The organism is Enterobacter cloacae complex sp. 2022EL-00788 (assembly GCF_026627565.1).
In the GTDB taxonomy this organism is placed as follows: Bacteria; Pseudomonadota; Gammaproteobacteria; order Enterobacterales; family Enterobacteriaceae; genus Enterobacter; species Enterobacter pasteurii.
The window spans coordinates 1-1,446 of record NZ_JAPNMC010000032.1; the positions used below are offsets into that span (position 1 = coordinate 1).

Below are 1,446 nucleotides of genomic sequence, written 5' to 3' on the forward strand. Positions count from 1 at the left end.
TCATCTTCGGGGGTAGAGCACTGTTTCGGCTAGGGGGCCATCCCGGCTTACCAACCCGATGCAAACTACGAATACCGAAGAATGTTATCACGGGAGACACACGGCGGGTGCTAACGTCCGTCGTGAAGAGGGAAACAACCCAGACCGCCAGCTAAGGTCCCAAAGTCATGGTTAAGTGGGAAACGATGTGGGAAGGCACAGACAGCCAGGATGTTGGCTTAGAAGCAGCCATCATTTAAAGAAAGCGTAATAGCTCACTGGTCGAGTCGGCCTGCGCGGAAGATGTAACGGGGCTAAACCATGCACCGAAGCTGCGGCAGCGACACTATGTGTTGTTGGGTAGGGGAGCGTTCTGTAAGCCGTTGAAGGTGTGCTGTGAGGCATGCTGGAGGTATCAGAAGTGCGAATGCTGACATAAGTAACGATAAAGCGGGTGAAAAGCCCGCTCGCCGGAAGACCAAGGGTTCCTGTCCAACGTTAATCGGGGCAGGGTGAGTCGACCCCTAAGGCGAGGCCGAAAGGCGTAGTCGATGGGAAACAGGTTAATATTCCTGTACTTGGTGTTACTGCGAAGGGGGGACGGAGAAGGCTATGTTAGCCGGGCGACGGTTGTCCCGGTTTAAGCATGTAGGCGGAGGTTCCAGGTAAATCCGGTACCTTTTAACGCTGAGGTGTGATGACGAGGCACTACGGTGCTGAAGTAACAAATGCCCTGCTTCCAGGAAAAGCCTCTAAGCATCAGGTAACACGAAATCGTACCCCAAACCGACACAGGTGGTCAGGTAGAGAATACCAAGGCGCTTGAGAGAACTCGGGTGAAGGAACTAGGCAAAATGGTGCCGTAACTTCGGGAGAAGGCACGCTGATATGTAGGTGAAGCCCCTGCGGGTGGAGCTGAAATCAGTCGAAGATACCAGCTGGCTGCAACTGTTTATTAAAAACACAGCACTGTGCAAACACGAAAGTGGACGTATACGGTGTGACGCCTGCCCGGTGCCGGAAGGTTAATTGATGGGGTTAGCGGCAACGCGAAGCTCTTGATCGAAGCCCCGGTAAACGGCGGCCGTAACTATAACGGTCCTAAGGTAGCGAAATTCCTTGTCGGGTAAGTTCCGACCTGCACGAATGGCGTAATGATGGCCAGGCTGTCTCCACCCGAGACTCAGTGAAATTGAACTCGCTGTGAAGATGCAGTGTACCCGCGGCAAGACGGAAAGACCCCGTGAACCTTTACTATAGCTTGACACTGAACACTGGTCCTTGATGTGTAGGATAGGTGGGAGGCTTTGAAGCGTGGACGCCAGTCTGCGTGGAGCCGCCCTTGAAATACCACCCTTTAATGGCTGGTGTTCTAACGTAGACCCGTAATCCGGGTTGCGGACAGTGTCTGGTGGGTAGTTTGACTGGGGCGGTCTCCTCCCAAAGAGTAACGGAGGAGCACGAAGG

At 53.8% G+C, this 1,446-nt stretch carries 1 rRNA gene; it reads left to right on the forward strand.

The window, feature by feature from the left end:
• Nucleotides 1–1,446 (forward strand): 23S ribosomal RNA (locus OWK27_RS24235); the annotation flags it as partial.